13 protein-coding genes are annotated in these 17,149 nt (G+C 58.1%); 3 read left to right on the forward strand and 10 right to left on the reverse strand.

Features of this window, described 5'->3' with window-relative positions; translation table 11 throughout:
• Positions 1–60 precede the first annotated feature (60 nt).
• Genes tcuB through C0U40_RS12835 form a run of 3 tightly spaced genes read right to left on the reverse strand, consistent with a single transcriptional unit; the run spans position 61 to position 3,180 of the window.
• The gene (gene tcuB, locus C0U40_RS12825) at positions 61–1,128 is read right to left on the reverse strand and encodes a tricarballylate utilization 4Fe-4S protein TcuB (protein ID WP_101656197.1); all 1,068 of its coding nucleotides are present in this window, start codon (positions 1,126–1,128) and stop codon (positions 61–63) included.
• Positions 1,118–2,503, reverse strand: a complete 1,386-nt coding sequence (tcuA, locus tag C0U40_RS12830; protein ID WP_101656198.1) for an FAD-dependent tricarballylate dehydrogenase TcuA — start codon at positions 2,501–2,503, stop codon at positions 1,118–1,120. The genes tcuB and tcuA overlap by 11 nt, the downstream gene beginning before the upstream one ends.
• Complete coding sequence (locus C0U40_RS12835; protein WP_101656199.1) at positions 2,500–3,180, reverse strand: GntR family transcriptional regulator; 681 nt, start codon at positions 3,178–3,180, stop codon at positions 2,500–2,502. Before C0U40_RS12835 ends, tcuA begins: the two co-directional genes overlap by 4 nt.
• A 78-nt stretch (positions 3,181–3,258) precedes the next feature.
• Between C0U40_RS12835 and C0U40_RS12840 the strand changes: the two genes are divergently transcribed.
• The gene (locus C0U40_RS12840) at positions 3,259–4,317 is read left to right on the forward strand and encodes an AbrB family transcriptional regulator (RefSeq protein ID WP_101656200.1); all 1,059 of its coding nucleotides are present in this window, start codon (positions 3,259–3,261) and stop codon (positions 4,315–4,317) included.
• Here C0U40_RS12840 and C0U40_RS12845 read toward each other — a convergent pair.
• The 5 genes from C0U40_RS12845 to C0U40_RS12865 all read right to left on the reverse strand — a co-directional run bounded on the left by C0U40_RS12845 (position 4,292) and on the right by C0U40_RS12865 (position 10,468).
• Positions 4,292–5,266 (reverse strand): D-2-hydroxyacid dehydrogenase family protein, encoded by a 975-nt coding sequence (locus C0U40_RS12845; protein WP_101656201.1) that lies wholly within the window; start codon positions 5,264–5,266, stop codon positions 4,292–4,294. The two genes, C0U40_RS12840 and C0U40_RS12845, sit on opposite strands and share 26 nt — an antisense overlap.
• Positions 5,267–5,375: 109 nt before the next feature.
• On the reverse strand, positions 5,376–6,191 hold the full coding sequence (locus C0U40_RS12850; protein ID WP_101656202.1) for a universal stress protein: 816 nt from the start codon (positions 6,189–6,191) through the stop codon (positions 5,376–5,378).
• Position 6,192: 1 nt separating this feature from the next.
• On the reverse strand, positions 6,193–7,281 hold the full coding sequence (locus C0U40_RS12855; RefSeq protein WP_101656203.1) for a 4-oxalomesaconate tautomerase: 1,089 nt from the start codon (positions 7,279–7,281) through the stop codon (positions 6,193–6,195).
• Positions 7,282–7,292: 11 nt separating this feature from the next.
• Positions 7,293–9,323 carry a tripartite tricarboxylate transporter permease gene (locus tag C0U40_RS12860; protein WP_101656204.1) on the reverse strand — a complete coding sequence of 677 codons (2,031 nt, stop codon included), beginning with the start codon at positions 9,321–9,323 and terminating at the stop codon, positions 7,293–7,295.
• 68 nt (positions 9,324–9,391) lie between these two features.
• Positions 9,392–10,468, reverse strand: coding sequence for a tricarboxylate transporter (locus tag C0U40_RS12865; protein ID WP_101656205.1), 1,077 nt, complete (start codon positions 10,466–10,468; stop codon positions 9,392–9,394).
• 150 nt (positions 10,469–10,618) lie between these two features.
• Between C0U40_RS12865 and C0U40_RS12870 the strand changes: the two genes are divergently transcribed.
• Positions 10,619–11,290 carry a response regulator transcription factor gene (locus C0U40_RS12870; protein WP_101656206.1) on the forward strand — a complete coding sequence of 224 codons (672 nt, stop codon included), beginning with the start codon at positions 10,619–10,621 and terminating at the stop codon, positions 11,288–11,290.
• Positions 11,287–12,657 carry a sensor histidine kinase gene (locus C0U40_RS12875; protein ID WP_101656207.1) on the forward strand — a complete coding sequence of 457 codons (1,371 nt, stop codon included), beginning with the start codon at positions 11,287–11,289 and terminating at the stop codon, positions 12,655–12,657. Before C0U40_RS12870 ends, C0U40_RS12875 begins: the two co-directional genes overlap by 4 nt.
• 301 nt (positions 12,658–12,958) lie before the next feature.
• Here the strand turns inward: C0U40_RS12875 and C0U40_RS12880 are convergent, their stop codons facing one another.
• Both C0U40_RS12880 and C0U40_RS12885 read right to left on the reverse strand, forming a co-directional pair.
• On the reverse strand, positions 12,959–13,855 hold the full coding sequence (locus tag C0U40_RS12880; protein WP_101656208.1) for an MBL fold metallo-hydrolase: 897 nt from the start codon (positions 13,853–13,855) through the stop codon (positions 12,959–12,961).
• A 33-nt stretch (positions 13,856–13,888) separates the two neighbouring features.
• A complete protein-coding gene (locus C0U40_RS12885; RefSeq protein WP_286134965.1) occupies positions 13,889–17,107 on the reverse strand; it encodes a reductive dehalogenase in 3,219 nt (1,072 codons plus the stop codon).
• Positions 17,108–17,149: the final 42 nt, after the last annotated feature.

The raw sequence follows: 17,149 nt of genomic DNA on the forward strand, positions 1-17,149 counted from the left end.
TAGGAACGCGGTTCTTGGAACAGCACGATCAGTCCGTCCAGCGGCCCCGTGCGCTGGACGTTAACCTGCCTCGCGCCGTTGCACATCCCGCACCAGGGCTGCCATCCTGTAAAACCCGTGGGCCATCTTGGTGAAAGGGGTCAGCAGGAAGAAGGCCAGCACCGCGCCCAGATGGATCGCCAGCAGGGCCGGCATCCAGCCGGAATTTCCCCCTGCATAAAGCAAGAGCCCGCTCAGCCCGACAAATCCCAGCAGCCCTGTGAAGGTGATCTCGCCGCCAAACGCATTGGTCGCGCCAAGGGATGTGTCCGCGCGCAGCTTCAGCCAGATCATCTTGCCACAGCCCAGTACCAACAGAGTACCACCGGACAGGCCAAGAACCTTTGGCGCAGAGAACAGACCGTAGGGGGCGGGCATATCTAGCAGATAATGCATCAGAGTCGCCACGCTGGTCGAAGCAAAGCACAAAAGGAACCCGTACATGATCGCCTGATGAGCATAGCGCCGGGCATGGGTGAAACGGTCCTCATCTTCAAAGTTGCAGCCGTCGCCGTGGCCGCCTTTGAGATTGCGCATATTGGCAGCAGAGGAGATGGCCCCGCTCAAGTGCGACAGGCGGACAGGGGCACCGCCCACCGTTTGCCAATACCGGCGCAGACCGATAGCGATGCTGAGCAGCGGAAACAGAAAGGCGGGCAGGAAGATCGCCACCATCGCATTATGGGACAGCACCGCATAGAAACCCTCGCCCCCTGTAGTGGCCAGCGCACGGGCCGCCCAGAACAGCAGGGCAAAACCCAACACAGTGGCGAGCACAATAGCGAAGCCGTTTTTCTGGAAGGCTTTCCCGGCTGCGCGGGGAAAGGCGAATTCCTCCCAACTGTCCTGACGCACGTCGGCAAGGGCTTGCGGCAGGTTCAGCGCGAATTCGTGCGGGGCGGTGTACTGGCAGGCGTAATAGCAGCCGCGACAGTTGTGACAGAGGTTCGCCAGTTGCGTCAGATCCCCGTCAGAGAAGGCACGTTCGGCCTGCAGAGCGGGGAAGACAGAGCAATAGCCCTCGCAATAGCGGCAGGCATTGCAGATTTCGGCCTGACGGCGGGCTTCCTGAAGGAAATCAGTTTGCATGGGTTGCGGCCTCCTTGCCTGCGATACGTCCGAAAACGGTGCCGATGGTCATGCCAAAACCGGCGAGATACCCCTGACCGAGGATCGAGCCGGCCATGGTTTCGCCCGCCGCCCAAAGATTACTGACCAGCCGGTCGCCGATGGAACATTGCGCGTTTTCGTCCACCTTCAGCCCGAGATAGGTAAAGGTGACGCCGGTGCGGAGTGAATAGCCGTAGAACGGCGGCTCTGTTATGGGTCGCGCCCAGTTGGTCTTGGGCGGGGTGATTCCGCTGGTCGCCACACCGTCAAGTTCGGTCGGGTGGAAGCCGCTTTGTTCGCCGCAGGCGGCATTGAATTCGGCCACTGTCTTGTCCAGCGCATCAGCCGGCAGGCCCATCTTTTTGGCCAGTTCTGCCAGCGTATCGGCTTTGATTGGCGGGAAAACCGAAGGCATGAACAGGTTCAGCGATTTAGCGTCAATGATGACATAACCGACCTGATCCGGCTGCGCGGCCACCAGACGGCCCCAGATGGCATAGCGTTTGGGCCAGACGTCTTCGCCCTCGTCATAAAATCGCTGCGCGTCCTTGTTTACGACGATGGAGAAGGGCACACAATCGAGCCGCGTTACGATCCCGCCGTCGAACTTTGGCGCGCGCCCGTCGATGGCGACGGCGTGGCATTGTGTGGGGTCGCCCACCTGTGCGATGCCTTGGTCCAGCAGATCCGCCAGTACTACGCCGCGATTGTAGGGCGTGCCACGAATAAGGAAATTCTTCGCCGCTGGCCCCCATGCGCGCGCCAGCCAGTCGGTATCGGCCTGAAAGCCGCCGGAAGCGACAACAACGGATTTGGGCGAAAGGCTCTTTGCCTTGCCCTCGTGGGTATAATCCACCCGCGCCACCCGGTCGCCGTCAAGTTCCAGATGGGTTACGGCAGCTTCGTAAAGCACGTCCACCCCCAACTGTTCAGCGGTGCGGTAATAGGCGTTCACAAGGCTTTTGCCGCCACCGCGGAAGAAGGCATTGGTACGTGCAAGCGACAAGGTGCCAGAGAGCGAGGGCTGGAACCGCACGCCATGTTCTTCCATCCACGGCAGACATTCCTCGGACGTGCGGATAGCGAGGCGCGCGAGCTGTTCGTCGGTCTTGCCGCCCGTCACTTTCATCAGATCGGCGAGGTATTCATCTTCGGTGTAGCTTTCCACCAAAGGGCCTAGCGGGCCATGATGCATACAGCGGAAGTTGCGTGTATGGCGGGAATTGCCACCCCGATAAGGTTTCGGTGCGGTCTCTAGGATCAGCACACGGGCGCCTTTTTCGGCGGCGGTGATCGCTGCACAAAGCGCGGCATTTCCACCGCCGATGACAACAATATCGGGCGTGTCGGTCACAACAGGTCTCCGTCATAGGTTTCGGTACGGGATGGTTGCGCGCGCAAGGCACGGACCCGCACCCGTTGAGCCGCTTCGATATGCGCCCGCATGGCCGCCTCGGCGAGGGCCGCATCGCGGGCCTTGATCGCGTCAAGAATGCCAAAGTGTTCTTCCACCGCCAGTTCGGCGCGGGCTGGGTCGGTCAGTGTCGTCGGCCCAAGGATCATCAGCGTCTTTTGCAGTGTATGGATTGATCGGGTCAGAAAGCGGTTCTTGGCTGCGTCCAGCAGGGCAGCATGGAACTGACGGTTAAGGGTAAAAGCCTCGGGCGCATTGCCCAAAGTAGCGAGGGACTGGTTCATGTCCTGCAATTCTTCGATTTCAATGTCCGAGGCAGCACGGGCAGCCAGCCGTGCGGCGGTGCCCTCCAGCACGGCACGCATTTCGTAAAGTTCCATCACCTCGGCATAATCCAGCGCGCGGATGCTCGCCCCCTGACGTGGAATATGGGCAACGACCCCATCCGCCTCTAGCTGGCGGATCGCCTCGCGCACAGGGGTGCGGGAGACGCCCAGACGTTCGGCCAGTTCTGTCTCAAGCAGCCTGTCACCCGGATTCAAACGTCCGGCGCGAAGCTCTTCCATCAGGCGTGCATAGACGGAGTTGCCCTGCGGTGTACGGTTTTCGTCACTCATGAAATGTCTCTCCCAGCCTATTGCATACATTTGGATACAAGAGTATGCAATAATGAGTCAAGACCGGAAGGACAGGTAATGTTGGCCTCTCTAGATTTCTCGCAAGCAAGCCGCCGTCGCGCGTTGACCCTGATCCTCGCCAGTGCAGGTACGGGGCTGTTCTGGTGGCTCGGACTGCCGCTTCCATTCCTTTTCGGCCCCATGGCGGCCTGTCTTGTTGCGGCACTGTCCCATGTGCCGATCAAAGGTTTCGGGCAGGTCTCGGTCGCGGCACGTACGATCCTTGGCGTGGCGGTCGGGGCCTCGATAACGCCTGCACTTTTCCACCAACTCCCCCAGATGGCGCTGTCCGTGGCGCTGGTGCCGGTATTTATCGCGCTGATCGGGCTAATCGGGGTGCCGTTTTTTCGGCATGTCTGGGGGTTCGACGTGCCGACGGCCTTTTACGCCGCGATGCCGGGTGGCTTGCAGGATATGGTGATCTTTGGCGCAGAAGCAGGGGGCGACCCGCGTGCGCTGTCGCTGATCCATGCCACACGGGTGCTGATTATCGTCACCCTTGCGCCTGCTTTTCTGACGCTGGCCTACGGGGCAGGGCTGACCAATCCCATCGGTGCGCCAATGGTCGAATTACCGCCGGGTGAGATGGTCCTGATGGTCGCCGCAGCCCTGATCGGCTGGAAAGGGGGGGAGCGGATCGGCCTGTTCGGTGCGTCCATCCTTGGCCCCATGATTGTCACTGCTGTGCTGTCGCTGTCCGGTCTGATCCACACCCGTCCACCGGCCGAAGCCATCCTTGCTGCACAGTTCTTTATCGGCTGCGGGATCGGCGTACATTTTCTGGGAGTAACATGGGGCGAGCTGACTAGGGTGGTGCTGGCGGGTATCGCCTATGTGCTGGTGCTGGCAATTCTGGCCGCAGGTTTCACGGCGTTTGTCACTGCTGCGGGATTGGGTGAACCGGTCGAGGCCTTCCTTGCCTTTGCGCCGGGCGGGCAGGCCGAAATGACGGTTCTGGCCATTGTAACCGGCGCTGATCTGGGTTTTGTCATTACCCACCATTTGACCCGCATCGTGCTGGTCATCGTCGGCGCGCCACTGGTTGCGAGCTTTATTGCCCGTAGACGGAAGGGTTGATCATGTGGATCGGCGCACCGTCCGCGTAGGCGTTTACCTGTGCAAAGATGTCAGCGAACTGCTTGTCGAATTCGTCTTCGGTTACAAAGCCGATATGGGGCGTTGCGATCAGTTTGGGGTGCGACAGCAGCGGATCAGACGGGTCGGTCAACGGCTCTGCGTCAAAAACATCCACCGCTGCCCCACCCAATTGGCCGGTGTTGAGCGCTTGCAACAAAGCACCCTCGGCAATCAGTCCGGCGCGCGAGGTGTTCACAAGGACCGATCGGGGTGGCATGGCGTTAAGGTCTTCCGCAGTGACGCTGCCCCGAGTCTCTGGCGTCAGCCGCAGATGCAGCGAAACCACGTCGCATGACCCGAAAAACGCCGCACGGCTTTCGGCAACAGTCTCGCCGTCGGCTTGTGCCCGCGCGCGCCCCGCATCGGAACTCCACCAGATGACCTCCATCCCGAAGGCGCGGGCGTAGTCAGCTACAACACGTCCGATGCGCCCATAGCCGTAAAGCCCCAGCCGCCGCCCGCGCAAGCTGCGCCCGACGCCCATTTGCCAGTTGCCCGCCTTGGCGCTGGCCATTTGCTGCGGCAGTTGCCGCATGGCCGAAAGGATCAGCGCGAACGTCAGCTCTGCCGCTGCATGGTTTGCCCCGTCTGCGCCTTTGTTGGAACAGAGCAGCACGCCCTGATCGGTGCAGGCCGCGACATCCACATGGGGATAGGCACCGCGTTGCGAAATCAGACGCAGGTTCGGCAGCCGTTCGAGTAACCCGCGCGTAACCTTGGTGCGTTCGCGAAACAGCACCACGCAATCGGCATCCTGCAAGCGGTCGGCGAGGATGGCTTCGTCGGGCTGATGGTCCGTCCAGACAGTCACATCGTGACCTGCCAGCAGATCAAAACACGGCAGCCCGCGCAGGGTGTCGAACCAGTCGTCGAGAATATGGACTTTCATTGCAGTACCCTATGGTAAAATTCGTTAACCGCTTTGCCGATCTGTTCGTGCGGGAAGAACAGGTCAGGGTGCGCGGTATCACATCTTTGGCAGGTGGTCGCCATTTCATTCAGTGGGACAACAGTACAGGAATCCTGATCTTATCCAGCACTTCGCCGGTCACCCCGCCAAGAAAATCTTCGCGGAACTTGGAATGCTCATAAGCACCGAGGACCAGCAGTGAAGGATCATTGCGTTCGCAATAAGACAGCAGTGTCTGCGCCACAGAATGGGTGGCGGGGAAGTTTTCATGCACCGCTTCGACGCCGTGGCGGTCAAGATGAGTCATTAGATCGCTGATCGGTCGTGTTGTCCGTTTCCCGACCGTCAGAACACTGACCCGGCCTTCGGCTTCAAGCAGCCGCAGGCTGTCGGACAGCGCCCGCGCGGCGGCGCGCCCGCCGTCCCAAGCCAATGCTGCGTGACTGTGTTGCGCGCCCGCATCATAACCCGCCGGAACTACGATCACCGGACGCCCGGATTGTAACGCAATGCGATCCGGGTGGTGGGTCACATGGGCGTCATCGGTTTCGGCGCGGGCGCCGACGATCAGCATGTCATAGTAGCGCGCGCCTTCTGACAGCAATGTGTCAACACGGCCTGTCTCGTCGCGAAAATCCAACGCGTCACCCAGGCCAAGCGCGGGGCGCAGGTCTTCGAACTGGCGTGTGACCTCGGCCACGATTTCGCTGTTGGCATCCGCCAGCAACTTTCGGGCCTCTTCGGGGATCCAGCGCGAGCGGCGGTCAATCACTTCGTGTGCGGCATGGGCGAGGACCGCAGTCACATGGGCCCCGCGCCGATTGGCCAGTGACGCGGCATAACGCAGCGCTGCGATGGAGGCATCGGAACCGTTAAAGGCGACAAGCAGGTTCATCACAGGCATATCAGTGACCCTCCCAAATACGCGAGGGGATAAAGACACAGCCATCCGCCAGCTTGCGCGCCGTCCGCACCAGCCCCGCAGAGTTCAGCGCGAACCCTTTCGAAGTGTCGTAATCCACCAGCACGTCAATCGAACCAGAGGCGTGTTCAAGCACCACTTCGGCAGGGCTTTGGGTGGGGCGTTCGAGCAGACCATCCGCCACACTACCGGGTGTCAGCGCGCAGGATGCAAGGCACTGCGCACCAGTCACGGCCATGGAAGGATGCGTGTTCCACGGCATGAAATAGCGGGTTGCGATGGTGCCACCGCCCTGTGCAGGGGCCAGCATGCCGAATTTTGGCGTGACGGATTTCATCACGTCGCCCATGCCCATGGCGGCACCGGCCTGAAGGCGAATTGCCTCCATTCGCGCAAAGAAATCCGTGTTCGCGTCAAGTTCGGCAACGCTTTCATAACCGGTCAGGCCGAAGTCCGCGGCGCGGGCGATAACCATCGGCATGGCCACATCCATGCAGGTGACTTCGATCCCGTCAAAGGTATCGCGGATGTTGCCAGTGGGTAAAAACGCCCCTGTTGAAGACCCGACAACCCCCATGAAGTTCAGCGCCACGGCAGCGCCAGCACCGGGCACGCCAGCGATCTCTGTGTTGCCGTCATAGGTCAACACACCGTTAGGGGTTTGCACTTTGGACAATACTTTTGCGCCTGTATTAACGGCGTGAATTTTCACCTCCGTTACATCGCCCGCAGGCTGGACAAGGCCCAATTCGATTGCTGCCGGACCAACGCCCGACAGGATATTTCCGCAGGTCGGTTTGAAATCGACCAGCCGATCCTCGACCGAGACTTGGGCAAAGAAATAGTCCACATCGGCCCAGTCATCGTCCGAAGGCGAGAGCATGGCCACCTTGGTGGTCACCGCCGCGCCGCCGCCGATACCGTCAATGTTCAGCGGATGGCCGGAGCCGACAACGGCGAGCAGTACTTCGGCCAGAGTTTCACGATCCTCGGGCAGAACCGCGCGATTGAAATATGGCCCACGCGAAGTGCCGCCGCGCATGAAGAGAAAGGGAATTGCTGTCTGTGTCATTTCCATACTCCTCAGTTCAGTGGCCAAGGCAGATCGACTGCGCCCTGCAACAGACCGGGTGGGAAGTCGCGGTTGAGCGCACCGGCCATGACGCACATCAGCGCAATGCCACAGGCTGTCAGGATCAGGGTTTTTGGCCAATGGGCCTGCGCGCGGACCCGCAGGAAGCTGACCAGAAAGCCCAAGAGTGCGAGGATAAATCCGACGAAGTATGTGGCGACGATCAGACCTACAAACCACGCCAGCGTGCTCCACAACCCGTAGGGCGCATCCGCGTCCTCGCCCGAGACTTCCTTGTCTGCAAAGATCGGGTCACTTTCGGGGCGCAGGATCATCTGAACCAGCAGGATCAGCAATGCGGTCAGCGCGATGCCCCCTACTACCAGCGGTACGATCTTGTCGGTCATATTGTAGTCGGGGATCAGCGAGGCGTTGACCAGCGCAGTTACGACATAGCCCATGATCAGCAGTAGAAAGACAAGCGGCGCGCGTTTGGAGCCGGATTGCACATCGCCTTCGGCCATGATCGATTTGGCCTGACGCAGACCCAGCACAACCGACACCACGGTGACGATCAACAGCACGATGACGATCGGGGAGAAAATATACTCCATCCCTTCCTCAAAGGATTTCCGAAACCGGAAAGAGGCGATCTGGAAGGCTTGGTTCGAGAATTTCTCGACCGGATTGGACAGAACGAAGCCGATCAGGAAGGCAGGGCGCGACCAGTCGAAACGGCGCAGGAAGATACCGATGAGGCCGATCACGAACAGCGCAAGGATGTCTTCGAAGTTCTGGCCGGACTGGAACGCCGCGAAGGAGATCAGCATGAAGAGGAACGGCGCAAGGTAGGTAAAGCGGATCGTGGTCAGCTTGGCGATGCCGCCCGAGGCCGCGATGCACAGCAGCGTGCCCACAACATTGGCCAGCGCCAGAAGCCAGACGATGGAATAGGTGATGTCGAGGTTGTCGCGCAGCATTGAGGGGCCGACTTCGATTTCGCCCGACCCGAGCAGGGCAATAGCCCCGATGAAGATCGCCATAGAGCCGGAACCGGGAATACCAAAGAGCAGGGTCGGAACCAGGCCGCCGCCCTCTTTCGCGTTGTTCGAGCTTTCCGGCCCGATCACGCCGCGCACTTCGCCTTTGCCGAAGTTCGACTTGTCTTTCGTGGTTTGAACCGCGTGCCCGTAGGCGATCCAGTCAACGACTGACCCACCAAGGCCGGGTATGACGCCAACCACAACGCCGATCAACGAGCAGCGCACCGAAAGCCATTTGTTCGCAACCCAATCGCGCACACCTTCACCCCAGCCCGCGCCAAGCTTGGCTTCTTTTGAAATGGCACGGTCTTGACGCAGGAGCGATACGATCTCTGGCACGGCGAAGATGCCCAAGCCAACAATCACCAGTTTCAGCCCGTCAGTCAGGTATGGGATGTCATAGGTCGCCATCCGCAATGAGCCGCCCGCGTCGGCTTCGCCGATGGTGCCGATCAGCAGGCCAAGGCCCGCCGCAGCCAGTCCCTTGAGCGCGACGCGCCCTGCCAAAACCGCCACCATCGACAGGCCAAGGATCGAGATCATCAGCATCTCGGGCAGGCCGAAGGACAACACGATAGGCCGCGCCACGACGATAAACATTGTCAGGAAAGCCGCGCCGACCAGCCCGCCAAAAAGAGAGGAGGTGAACGCCGCAGAAAGCGCCCGCGCGGCTTGGCCCTTTTTGGCCATCGGAAAGCCGTCAAGCACCGTGGCCTGGCTGGCCGAGGAGCCGGGAATACCCATAAGAACGGAGGCAAATGTATCCGATGTCGGAACCACTGCGACCATGCCGATCATCAGCGCCAGACCCAGCACCGGATCCATGCCGAACATAAAGGGCAAAAGCAGGGATAGTCCCGCGATCCCACCGAGGCCGGGAAAAACCCCGACCGCTAAGCCCATAACCACGCCTAGCACCAGATATCCCAGGACCATAGGTTGCAGAATTAGAGCCCATGCCTGACCAAGCGCAGGCAGAGCGGTTGCGAGCAGATCCATCGCACCGACCTCAAAATGTTAGATTAAAGGGAAGGCCCCGGGATTGCCCGGGGCCGGGAGGGTTCCGCTTATTTCAGCGAGACGCCATATGCTTCTTGCAGCCAGTTGGTCACAAAGGCCTTCGCCTCTGCAGAAACTGTCGTGCCGCGTTGTGTCGCTTTGGCCGCGCCTTCGCCTACGAAGACAGGGTATTTCCCGACACGTTTTTCAGCGATCTTGGCAAAATCGTCGCGGTTGCGCACTGCGTCAAAAGCCGCTGTGTAGGTCGCGATTACATCTTCAGGCGTACCTGCTGGCAGGAAGGCGATTTTCTGCACCGGAAAACCGGCGATGAAAAAGGCTTTCCAAGCGTCCCATGCCTCGCCAGAGGTTTCGCAGCCGTCGGTGGCTTCACAAACTTCCTTGAATGTCGGGATGTCCGGGAAGGTGGGGTCACGAACGATGTTGCCATCTTCGTCCAGCGCGCCCCATGTCATCATCGGTACGGCCTGACCTTTTTCAACCAGATCGGCAGAAGCCCCGAGGTAGCTTGACGAAGTCTGATAGTCGATCGTGGCCTCGCCGCGTTCAAACATCAGACGGCCATCGCCACGTCCCTTGATGCCGAAAACCGGCTCTACGTTCATGCCGAGCATTTCCCATGCCAGCAACGGAACGAGATCAAGACGTGTTGCGCCCTGCGAGCCGTAGATGAAGTTGATGTCTTTGAGGTTATTGGCTGTCCCGTCGAATTTCTCGCCATCTGTGGGGTTCAGATACGCAACCCCGCCAGTGCCTGACGCCATCACAGGATGCCAGTCGCTGTATTCGTAACGCACACGCGGATCGTCCAGCAGGTAGGGGAACTGGGTAGAGCCGGAGGTGCCAAACAGAACTGTGCCCTCGTCATGCTTTTGCTCCTGGAACCAGTTGGCGCCTTTTGTCGAACCGGCACCCGGCATGAACTTTACGACGACAGTGGGTTTGCCCGGCAGTTCTTCGGACAGAAGAGGCGCAAAAAAGTTTGCCCATTTGGCGGAGCCGCCGGTTTCCGAGAAGGGGATAACCCACTCGATTGTCTTGCCTGAAAAATCAACTTCAGCCAGCGCCGGAGCGGCGAGACAGACTGCGGATACCGCGGAAGCGGCGAAATACTTGATAGTCATAGGTGTCCTCCCGTAGACATACTGTAGCGGTCAGACGTTTAAGTCTGCCGTAATTCGGATTTGTGTTAGGGAACGAATCCCTCCTCCAACGCGGGCATACTGCCTCTTCAACCTTGCGCGAAACTTGCGCATAAGGATTAATTGTTAATCATGCGCATCACAGTCATCGAAGACAATGAAACCCTTGCACAGGGGATCGCCCACCGGCTGCGGGATCGCGGCCATGCGGTGGACCTGCTGCATGACGGGGAAGATGCCGATACTTTTCTACGCCACGAAGGCGCGGACCTGATCGTGCTTGACTGCAACCTGCCCGGATGTGACGGGCTGGAGGTTCTGCGCCGACTGCGCCGTCGCGGCGACGGGACGCCGGTGATCCTGCTGACAGCGCGGGCAGAAACGTCAGAGCGGGTGGCAGGGCTGGATGCTGGGGCGGATGATTACCTGACCAAGCCGTTTGAAATGGATGAACTGGAGGCACGGTTGCGCGCCATGGCGCGACGTAAGAACCTTGAATTTGCCGCCCGCGAAGTGATCGGCCCGTTGGTTTTTGACCGCACAAACCGTCAAGTGTTGTTGGATGAACAGCCATTGGCATTTCCACGCAAAGAGATGTCTACGCTGGAGTGCCTGTTGGAACGACGCGGGCGTCTTGTTTCGAAATCCCAGTTGATCACCCATGTCTATGGCACCGGAGCAGAGCAGGAAGACAGCGCAATAGAGCCGCATGTGTCCCGACTTCGTAAGAGGTTGGAGCCTTTCGGCATACGTATCAAGGTCGCGCGCGGTTTGGGATACATGCTTGAGGTCGATAGCCTATGACCGCAATGTCGCTGCGCACGCGGCTGTTCATGATGATCCTGCCCCCCCTGTTGCTGCTCTCTATAATTTTGGGGGTCTGGCGTTACGAGGCGGCGCAGCGCACTTCTGAAACCCTGTTTGATCGCAGCCTGTTGGCCGCCGCTCTCGCGATTTCCCGCGATGTCGCTATTTCGGGGGGCGATGCGCTGCTGCCCAGCACGCGGGATTTTGTTTCCGACGCCGGAGGCGGAGAGCTGTTTTATCATGTCACCGGTCCCGGCGGCATCTACATCACCGGTTACGCTTACCCACCGGTTTCCGGAGACCGAAAGGACGATAACAGGCTGAACTACACGAATGCCGAGTACAGGGGCGAGCCTGTGCGCGTCCTGCGGATGACGGAAAGTACAACTATCGGCAATCTGACCGGCGATACGATAGTGACTGTCTGGCAAAGGGACAGTGATCGAAATGCCTTTGCCGCTTCGCTGGCGCGGCGGGCTGCTGCATTGATCGCCAGCCTGATGGCGGCGCTTGCCTTGGTGGTGTGGTTCGGGGTGAAGATCGGCTTGCGGCCCCTGAACGATTTGCAAGACGCTATCCGCGATCGGTCTCCAGACGATCTGGGCGATATACGCCGCGCCGTGCCAGCAGAGGTTTCTGGCATTGTCGCCACGTTGAACCGGCTGTTCGGGCAGGTGCGCCAGAGCATTGAGGATCATCAGGTCTTTATCTCCAATGCCGCACACCAGCTGCGTAATCCCGCTTCTGCGCTTCTGTCGATGGCTGAGGTTTTGCCAGAGGTCAGCGATCCGCAAGAACGCCGTCTGAGAGAACGGGAATTGATTATGGCGGCGCGTAAATCTGCACGGCTTGCCAACCAGTTGTTGTCTCTCGAGCGGTTGCGATACGATGAAGTGCCGACATTCGAGACGCTTGAGCTCAACGCCATTGCTGCCGAAGTGTGTGGGGATTTCGCGCCAACGATCCTGTCACGGGACATAGGTTTCGATTTCGAACGGTATCCCGACCCCCTGCCGATCAAGGGCGACGCGGTTCTGCTTGGTGAGGTGATCACCAACCTTCTGGAGAACGCCCTGACCCATGGCGGTGCAGGGTTTTCCATGATTAAAGTGAAGACAATGATGGACGCGCAGTTTGCTGTTCTGACTGTGGAAGACGACGGGGTCGGCATTCCCGAAGACAGCGCTCAAGCGGCCTTTCAAAGGTTTGGTCAGTTGAGCGAAGGGGATGGCAGCGGCCTCGGTCTTGCAATCGTAAGGGATGTCATGCGCCGTCACGGGGGCGAAGCCGAGCTGGTACCGCAAGAGAAGGGGCTCGTCGTAAAAATCAAAATTCCAACGGCGCCGCCGCTCGTAAATTCCTAATTCAAATCCCGCTGTATGTTCTGGCACGGTGTCTCACCTTTACGGATTCCGGCTTCTTGCCCTTGGCATAGCGGGCAGACAAGAGTTTCAGTATCTTTGACAGGTGGAAATCTCGTTCCTCGTTCGCGTGCACTCGATCCGAATACCTCATGGATTGTATACGTGGAAAATGGGCAGAGAAATTTTGAGGATAAGGTTGCGTGGCATCACCGATCAAACGGGCTCCTGCTGCTTGAAAATGCTGCAACTGGAACTTTGAGAAGGCCGTCGGTTTTTAAAAAAATGTCTGAGCAAATGACCCTCAGAAAACATCAAAGTCATTCGCGATAGTGATTTCGCCATCAAAGGTTGAGGCGATTTTTTCAACGTAGGTGGGGGCAGTTGCGGCGTTAATTGTATCAAGGGGGATGTGGACAGCCACAACCTGTCTGACACCGGCGCGAGCAGCCAGTTCACCCAATTGTTCTGACACCAGATGATGTTCTGCCATATGTTTGGCCATCAGTTCCATGCGTTCCGCTGGCATATTCGGGTTTTGCAAACGCGTCCGCTCCATCGTTTTTTCGATGTCCATCAACTCCCCGACAAGGACATCAACGCCCTTGGCCATAGTTTCTAAGGCTGAACAGGGCCCAGTGTCACCTGTGAACACAAAGGAGCGGTCTGGCGCATCAATGCGGTACGACAAAGACACTGGCCCTTCCTGACCAAAGTGTTCCTCTGATCTGAAATGCGTGTTTTCGCAGCAGGTGAAACAGATATCTTCAATTTCAACTTTATTACCGGGCGACAATTCCTGCACGCGCACGAAGTCACGGGGGTGGACACCATTCTGACCGGCAAAACCAAGACCAATTTCCCATGTCACATCACATGCCGTCAGCAGCGCGTCGATGATCCGTTGTGTGCCGACGGGCCCATAAATATTGAGCGGCTCTTTACTTTGCATCATCATCAGTTTTCCAAGACAGGCAAACAGACTGCCAATGTGATCAAAGTGATGATGGGTTATAAAGATATCGCGCACTTTACGAAAATCTGTGCCAGAGCGTTGCAATTGATCCATCGCCCCTTCGCCACAATCAATAAGGATGCGAAGATCCCCCCTTGAGATAAGATGCGCCGGTTGTGCCCGTTTAAGTTTCGGGACAGGGCCGCCGGCAGTTCCTAGCGTTGTGAACGTGGTTTTCAGGGTCATGGGGTCTCTTTCAATTGGATCAAAAGCAGTTGGTCACAAGTCGAGGGTGACGACACCGTCTTTGTTTGCGGCACGTGACTGGCAGGTGATGATCGCGCCGTGCCTTTGATCGTTTGACAATACAAAATCACGATGCTCCACGTCGCCTTCAATCAGGCCACATTTACAAACCCCACAAATGCCGTCAGCGCATTTTACGTCCACATGGACATTGTTTTCCAACAGAACGTCCGAGATCGATTTGTTCTCGGGGATTGTGAATTCCTTGCCGGATCGGGCCAGTTTAACGGTAAAGGTATGGTTCACATAATCCGGCTGTTCGGGGACCGAGAAATATTCAAGATGCCGTGCCTCTTCCGGAAATCCCTGCCGCTCGGCGGCGTCCATAACGCTGGTCATGTAGCGTTCAGGCCCGCAGGTGTAGACATGCCAACCCTGTTGGTAATCGGCCAGAATTGCATCCAGATCAGCGCGGTTTCCCTGATCCGAAAAATGGGTGCGAACCCGATCCGCCCAAGGCACTTGCGCCAATGCATCAATGAAACCGGCGTCTGCCTTGCGGCTTGCGGAATAGTGTACTTCGAAATCGGCCCCCAGATGATGCAGCCGGTGGGCAAATGCAATCATCGGCGTAATTCCGATACCGCCACCCATTAAAAAGGTTTTAGTGGCATCTTCGACCAGTTCGAAATGGTTTATCGGTTTGGAGATAAAGACCCGCCGCCCTTCGTTGAAAATCCGGTGCAGCATTTTGGATCCGCCCCTGCCTTCGTCCTCGCGCAATACGCCGATTTGGTAGGATGTCGGGTCATTAGGATCACCGCACATTGAATACTGCCGCACGAGTTCCGGAGTCACCACAACATCCAGATGGGCCCCGGCAGTCCATGCGGGCAAAGGTGCGCCATCGAATGTTGTGAATTCATATGCCGTGACACCGGCCGTCATCTGGTCAACCTTTGAAATCTTGGCCATGATAACCGGCGCATCCCCGAAATCAGGGCGTTCGTGGGCGAGACCTTGGGTTTCGCCGCGTGCCAGACGGTCTTTGTATTCGCTCGGGGTTATCATCGCCTGATAGGCAGCGATTCCCGCCTCTCGATCCGCTGGAAACGGGTAGGGCCACGGCCATGGCGCAAGATTTGCGGGGTAAACTGCCAGTGTCTGGTCTTCGTATTTCAGGTCCAGATCGGGTTGGAGGTCGCGTCTATTGACGGGTTTGGCGGGCTCTTGATAACTGCCGTTTTCTTTCAGTTCGAGATCCCACCACCATTTTTTTGTGTCGTTCAGCCCACCATTGCCAAGCATGTCGTCCAGTTTGGCCAGCGCAGGTGCAGCTTTGGGAAAATTGGATGCCATCCAGCGGAACGGCTTTTCGGCAAAGAGCCCTTCCAGATTCCAAGGACAGGTTTTCATGCACCTTCCGCACATGGCACCGCCTTCGGTTCCGATCCGGTAAGTCGTGCATTTCTGGCTGTCGGATTTCCAGGTTTCATAGCCGTTAAACATCAGCTTAGGTCCGGCAGTAATCGCACCGGACGGGCATTCGCGTGCGCATTTCTTGCAAGAATTGCAAAATTCCTGCAATCCGAAATCAATAGGCTTGTCATGGGCCATCGGCATATCAGTTGTGACAACACCCGATTTAAGCCTTGGCCCCAGCAGCGGATTCAAGATTACTTCACCGATGCGGCTGACTTCGCCAAGTCCCGACAAAAGCAGCAAGGGGGGTTGCAGTACTTCGCCGTCCATCACGGTATGTGCTTTGGCGCTATACCCCATGTTGCGAATTTGCTTTGCGATCACGCCCCCGAGCAGGGAAAACCGCAAATAGGCGCGCATGGATTGGGACACGGCGATCCAGTCGTCACCCGAGGCACCTTCCATTGTTTCAAAGCCCTGATCTATGACCATGCTGATTGCCTGATCATGGGGGGGGATCAATTCCGCGCCGGTTGCGTCATGGCTGTACCACGTCCAATCGGGACAACGGGAAATGCCAACAGCATCCACGCCCAGAAAGTAACTGGCTGCTTTCACGTTCGCTGCGTTACGTTCCGCATCCGTCGGTTTCGGGCCATTCGCTTCGGGCAACCCGTCCTGTAGCAGGATAAACGCGCCAAGTGCGCCACGCTGTGCACTCGCGTGGGAGCTTTTGCGTACGAACCAGCCACCTGATGTGTCTTTTTGCTGTTTCTTTCCGAAATCGCCAAACTGGGCGCGCGCGAACATATCGGTGCGTTTGGGGACCCGTGGTACGCGGGCTTCATCAATAAACGTTGTGGGGTTGTCGACCCTTTTGAGTTTCTCAAAAGGATGCGCGCCCATAGCGTAATCACGCTTTGCATAAGGGTCGCGGTTCAACGCGCCTTTTGAAGACCCCTTGCCAAGCCACCACGCCGGACCTGCAGTTTTGAATCTGGGCTGTTCCCGCATCGGGGCGATAGGCTGATCGACGGCCATATCCATATCAGTTGTCACAACCGCAACTGAAAATCCTTCGCCAATCCACGGGGCGACGATCCGGCCAGCCTCTGACGAGGCAAGACCCGCTGCTACCGCCACTTTGTTCAGATCAACATCCGAAGACGTTGCCGTATGCGCCCGTGCATTAAACCCGAGCAGGCGCAGAAAACTTGCGAGAATTATAGCCGTTTCGGTGGCGCGGAGTGCGGAGCGATAGTCCATTGCGCCTTTGATCCAGTCGCCGCCAGGTTCGTCCGGGCTGGGATCCCGTGTGTGTTCCACAAGACAGGCGATTGCGTGGGTGTGTCCGGTAATCGGTGTTGCGGGCCGTGCAAGCGCTTCTTTTAATCCTGCCATGACAGCATCAATGCCCGCCGCAAGCGATTTGATTTGCTTGGTCTGGATTTCTTGCGCCAACCGGTCGATATCGGGGTTGGTGACGGGGCTGTCCAGATGCATCGCAGGGGTTAGATCACAAATGCCGATCATCGAGGCGTCTTGAAAATACCCGAAAGATTTCATGTGATTGGCACGTTCGACAGGGTCGGCTGGCGCGCCGCTTGTCTGTGGATTGACAAGGCCGTCCCGCAACACATCCATCATCGCCTGATATTCGCCCATTGCATTGACCAGTGAATGCGGCGTCTTCAGGTTCTTGAAACTTAGCGCGGCGTGAGCAGGAATATCCGACAGATCACTCCTCGCAGAGGTCTTTTGAAGACGCTCCAAAGGGTAGGGCCCAAGATGCATAGGACGATCTTTGGTAGAGAAGAATCGTGTGTTCACTGAATTTGCCTTTCGGGTTTCTGGTCAGCTGGTTGATCGGAA

Source organism: Neptunicoccus cionae, assembly GCF_002860325.1.
Classification (GTDB): Bacteria; Pseudomonadota; Alphaproteobacteria; order Rhodobacterales; family Rhodobacteraceae; genus Amylibacter; species Amylibacter lutimaris.